The 217-nt window shown below is 38.2% G+C and carries 1 pseudogene; it reads right to left on the minus strand.

What is annotated here, in order from left to right:
* Positions 1 to 217 (minus strand): annotated as a pseudogene (locus CD172_RS12880) (hypothetical protein); the annotation flags it as partial.

The following is a 217-nucleotide window of genomic DNA, read 5'->3' on the forward strand; positions in this document are numbered from 1 at the left end:
TACATGTAACCTGAAAGTTCATCAAACGCTACGTTTATGCGGTTGAATGCATTGCTAGTACCGATAAATTCTCGATTTTCTAGAAGCGCTCTTCTTACATACGCTAGTTCTTTCGCAAATGCTGCACTCAAATCGTATGAGTGTGAATTTTTATTTCTGCTTTGAAAATACTCTAATCCTGCGCTTTTGATCGGTGTTAAAAGGTCTAGAAGCGGTT

The sequence above is a fragment of the Staphylococcus agnetis genome, from assembly GCF_002901865.1.
In the GTDB taxonomy this organism is placed as follows: Bacteria; Bacillota; Bacilli; order Staphylococcales; family Staphylococcaceae; genus Staphylococcus; species Staphylococcus agnetis.